The following is a 4,974-nucleotide window of genomic DNA, read 5'->3' as shown; positions in this document are numbered from 1 at the left end:
AGCAGTTATAAGTATACAAGATTCGCACCTCATTTGAATTTAGACCCACCATATTCTTTTTAAAACGATTATGGGGTATAATAGGGATTAATAATATAATAAAAAATATGGGCAATTTCAATAGAAATGACAGAGATAGGAGAAGCAGAGACAGAGAAAAGGGAAGGGATTCTTTTAGTCGGGACAGAGACCAAAGAAGAACTGAAATGCACCAAGCAATTTGTGCTGATTGTGGCAAAAGATGTGAAGTTCCCTTTAAGCCTACCAATCAAAGACCAGTTTATTGTAGTGACTGTTTTTCAAGACAAGGAGGAAGTGATAGAAGAGATGATAAGTCAAGCTACGGAGGAGGTAAATTTCAAGAGAAGAGAGGCAGTGATTTTGAAAGCAAGAGTATAAATGTTTTTAAGGCAGGGGATACATCTAAGGAACAACTTGATAAAGTAATTACTAAACTAGATACGATAATAAATTTATTGTCTAGTAAGCAAGCACCAAAAGAAATTGAACCTGACCTTGCTGATACGAAGGCGATAAAAGAAGCCAAAAAGGTAGTAAAAAAAGATATTCTAAAGAAATTATTAGGCTCAAAAGATAAACCAGTTACGAAAAAGAAATAGATTATGCCAGAAAATATTAATTAATGTTTTCCTTATTCAGTTATAGAAAAGTCGAGAAATTTCTCGGCCTTTTTATTTTAAAATTGGCTATGTTATAATAACATCAATTAATTTAATTCAATTTAAATCAGAGTTAATAATATGAAAATAGCAATTAAGATGGGGGATTTAGCGGATTACTAGTTACTTATCGTTTATCAAAAAAAAGTTATCCTATTGTTTCTAAAAATGGTGAAATCATTTGAGTTTTGTTTTTGAAGTGTTAATGATTAATTTCATTTAATTTTTTCATAAATGATTACTAAAGGACAAAGTAATTTCATTAAGTTAATAGCAATTATTTCAATGCTTCTTGATCATATTGGAGCCTTCTTATTCCCTTTGACTGCATTAAGGATTATTGGAAGAATAGCTCTTCCTATTTTTGCTTATCAATTAGGAATAGGGTATAGGATGACCTCGGATAGAAAAGAATATGTGAAAAGAATATTGCTATTTGGTCTGATTTCTCAAATACCATTCTTTTTATTAAATGAGGGATTTAAATTAAACATACTATTTTCCTTAGCTTTAGGAATTTTCCTTATTTGGGCGATAGAAGAGAAAAAGTATTTATATGTTTATTTAATAGCCCCTCTTTCTTTTTTTGTTGAATATCAGATTTATGGATTGGTATTAATATCAATATTCTATTTTTTCAAAAATAAAAACCATCAGTTTCTTCTAATTTCAGCAGCTAGCTTCGCATCAGCTTTTTATTATCAGACTCCAATACAATTATTCGCAATATTATCATTACCAATAATTTTTAAGCCCTCTTTTGAGATAAATATACCAAGAAATTTGTTTTACTTTTTTTACCCGACTCATTTACTGTTAATATATTTAATAAAGATAGTGTTTTTTAAATAATCTTTATTATAGAAAAAGACCTTCTCTTTTAAGGTCTTTATAAGATATTATAAAGTCAGCAGACTGATTAAATTTTAGATCTACCTCGGCCAGCTTTAACTCGGTCGTTTTCAGTTAATAGTTGCTTTCTTAAGCGAACATTCTTTGGGGTTATTTCAAGGTATTCATCTTCGCTCATAACACTCATACCTCTTTCAAGAGTTATTCTTATCGGTGGTTTTAAGTTGATAGCTTCATCAGCTCCTGAGGAACGCATATTACTTAGTTGTTTTCCTTTGGTTGGGTTTACAGCTAAATCATTTCCTTTTGCTGTATTTCCGATTACCATTCCTTCATAAACTTCAATATTAGGATCGATGTATAAAGTTCCTCTATTTTGCAGATTAAATAAAGAAAAGCCAAGAGTTTTTCCAGTTGCCATTGATACCATTGATCCAACGTCATTTTTCTTTATTTCTCCAACATATGGTTTAAATCCAATAACTCTAGAATACATAATTCCTTCTCCTTTAGTATCGACTACAAATTCATTTCGATAGCCAAGCAATCCTCTAGTTGGTATTTCAAAGATTATCTTTACGTTTCCATGATCGGGAACCATTTGAATCATATTGCCTCGGCGATTTGATAGTTTTTTGATAACAGACCCCGACGTATCTTCTGGTACGTTGATTGTTACTTCTTCAAACGGTTCAACTTTGATTCCATTTTCTTCTTTAATAATTACATTAGGTTGTGATATTTGCATTTCATAGCCCTCTCTGCGCATATTTTCAAGGAGAATAGCAATATGCATTTCGCCTCTTCCATAAATTCTATAACGATCATTTTCAGAAAAATTTATTTTAAGACCAACATTTACTTCTAATTCTTTTTCCAGTCTTTCTTTGAGTTGTCTATTGGTAACATATTCACCATCTCTTCCGGCGAAAGGGGAATTATTAACTAGCAAGTTTAATGAAATAGTTGGCTCGTCGATATCAATAAATGGTAGTGGAACTTGTTCTGTATTAATACAAATAGTTTCTCCGATAAAGATGTCCGGAAGTCCAGCAACCAAGACGATGTCTCCAGCAGCAGCTGAGCTGACTTCTTTTCTTTTCAATCCCTCAAAGGTGAATAGTTTTGATATTTTTCCTTCGCGAATATTTTCTTCAGGACCTTTAATGAATATTCTAGACCCATCCTTTATTTCTCCTTCATAGATTCTTCCAATAGCTAGTCGTCCTAGGAAATTATCATAAGCTAAATTAAACGGTTGCATTCGCAGTAACTTATTCTTTGAATCTTCACTTGAAGCAACTGGAACTTCTCTTAGTATCATGTCTAATAGGGGAGTTAGATCTTTTGATTCATCGTTTAAATTTTCTTTGGCAATTCCATCTCGAGCAATTGCATATATGGTTAAAAAGTTTAGTTGTTCATCGTTTGCTCCCAAATCAAGGAATAATTCATAGACCATTTCTTTAACATCCTCCGGTCTGGCAGCCGGCTTATCTATTTTGTTTATCACAACGATAGGCTTTAATCCTAAGTCTAGGGATTTCTTTAAAACAAATTTTGTTTGAGGCATTGGACCTTCTTGAGCGTCAACTACCAAAAGAACAGAGTCAATTGATCTTAGAACACGCTCAACTTCCGAACCAAAATCCGAGTGGCCAGGAGTGTCCACAATATTTATCTTAGTGTCTTTATAATAAACGGAGGTATTTTTTGAATAAATAGTGATACCTCGTTCTTGTTCAAGTGTATTGCTGTCCATGCTGTCTCCAATTTCTGACATTCCTGTTTGTTGCATTAATGTATCAGTAAGGGTCGTCTTTCCATGGTCAACATGGGCAATGATTGCTATGTTCCTTATTTCCATATAAATAATCCGCTTTCAGGCGGAAATTAAGTATGACTATTAATACTACAAAGATTGCAAAAGGTCAAACGTACTACGGGCATTGTTGACATTTAAGCGCATTTAATGTATCCTTTTTCTAAAGTCACACCACTTACGGGATGATTTCCGTGAGATTTTTTATGCCATCTTTGCTGATACGATTACCAATTCGCGAGGCTGGCTCAATTGGGTAATAAGTGATTAGCAAATGTATGTATAAAACAGACAAACAATATTCTGTGAAAAGAAATTTTTCACAAAACAGGAATCAGTATGCTGGAAAAGGCAGATCTGGAGGAAGTGGTAGATCTTTCGGAAGAAGGAGCAATACTAGTTCTGGAACGATTCATTTCTCGAAATTTATTAACAGGTCAACAGAAAATACTCAGGAGAAGCCTTACGTCCCAGCTTGTACTTTTCTAGATTTTCCTTTTGAAGGAAGATTAAAAAGTAATATTGAGAAGAAAGGTTATAAAACTCCAACTGAAATCCAAGACAAAACCATTCCCTTTATAATAGATGGAAAGGATGTTATTGGAATCGCAAACACTGGGACTGGAAAGACAGCCGCTTTCTTACTTCCCCTTATTAATAAGGTGTTGAAGAATAAGAGAGAGAAGGTGTTGATAATAACTCCTACAAGGGAACTTGCTTTTCAAATCAATGATGAACTGTTTTCTTTTACTCGATCTCTAGGAATATACTCTGCAACATGTATCGGAGGATCAAGTATGGGATTGCAACTTTCAAGACTTCGTCAAAATCCAAACTTTGTTATTGGAACTCCAGGAAGGCTTAAAGATCTTGTGACAAGAAAGAGACTTATGCTAGGAGGATTTCAAAACATAGTTCTTGATGAAGCAGATCGTATGTTAGATATGGGATTCATTGATGATATAAGATCTTTAATGGATCAACTTTCAAAGGAACGTCAAACACTTCTTTTTTCAGCCACCATACCGTCAGCTATCGAAAGTCTTATTCGCACTTTTCTTAATGACCCGGTCAAGGTATCGGTAAAATCAAGAGAAACTGCGGCCAACGTTGATCAAGATATAGTACGCGTAAAGGATGGGAATGAAAAAATTGAAAAGCTTTGTTCTTTTCTTGTTAAGAAAGAAGAATTTCAGAAAGTGCTTGTGTTTGGAAAAACCAAGCATGGAGTAGAGAGGCTTTCACAAGAACTCGATAAGCGCGGATTCCGATCTGCATCAATTCATGGAGATAAGCCACAGGCAAAAAGACGTCAGGCCCTAGATCTTTTTAAGACTGAAAGGGTTCAGATTCTTGTTGCCACTGACGTTGCAGCTCGTGGATTAGATATCGCTAACGTAAGTCATGTTATTAACTTTGATATTCCTTCAACCTATGAAGATTATGTTCATAGAATTGGACGAACTGGAAGAGCGGATCAAAAAGGAGTTGCTCTAACCTTTGTTAGCTAGATTAATTGAATTGGAAAAAATAAATACCCCTTAAATAGGGGTATTTTTTTATTTGAAATTATCCTACTTTATGATTAGTTATAAAGTAATTAAAACAATATGAATAAGA

The 4,974-nt window shown here is 33.7% G+C and carries 4 protein-coding genes; 3 read left to right on the top strand and 1 reads right to left on the bottom strand.

Going from position 1 to position 4,974, the window contains the following annotated elements; all coding sequences use genetic code 11:
* Window positions 1–107: 107 nt before the first annotated feature.
* Complete coding sequence (locus KY054_03075; GenBank protein MBZ1356713.1) at window positions 108–620, top strand: hypothetical protein; 513 nt, start codon at window positions 108–110, stop codon at window positions 618–620.
* A 294-nt stretch (window positions 621–914) separates the two neighbouring features.
* Complete coding sequence (locus KY054_03070; protein ID MBZ1356712.1) at window positions 915–1,532, top strand: conjugal transfer protein TraX; 618 nt, start codon at window positions 915–917, stop codon at window positions 1,530–1,532.
* Window positions 1,533–1,599: 67 nt separating this feature from the next.
* Here KY054_03070 and typA read toward each other — a convergent pair whose 3' ends face one another.
* Window positions 1,600–3,399, bottom strand: coding sequence for a translational GTPase TypA (typA, locus tag KY054_03065; protein MBZ1356711.1), 1,800 nt, complete (start codon window positions 3,397–3,399; stop codon window positions 1,600–1,602).
* Window positions 3,400–3,632: 233 nt separating this feature from the next.
* Here typA and KY054_03060 point away from each other — a divergent pair, with 233 nt between their 5' ends.
* On the top strand, window positions 3,633–4,865 hold the full coding sequence (locus tag KY054_03060) for a DEAD/DEAH box helicase (GenBank protein MBZ1356710.1): 1,233 nt from the start codon (window positions 3,633–3,635) through the stop codon (window positions 4,863–4,865).
* Window positions 4,866–4,974: the final 109 nt, after the last annotated feature.

Source organism: Candidatus Nealsonbacteria bacterium (assembly GCA_019923605.1).
In the GTDB taxonomy this organism is placed as follows: domain Bacteria; phylum Patescibacteriota; class Minisyncoccia; order Minisyncoccales; family CSSED10-335; genus JAHXGM01.
The sequence above is the reverse complement of the archived record's forward strand: the minus strand, read 5'-3'. Positions and strand labels throughout refer to the sequence as shown.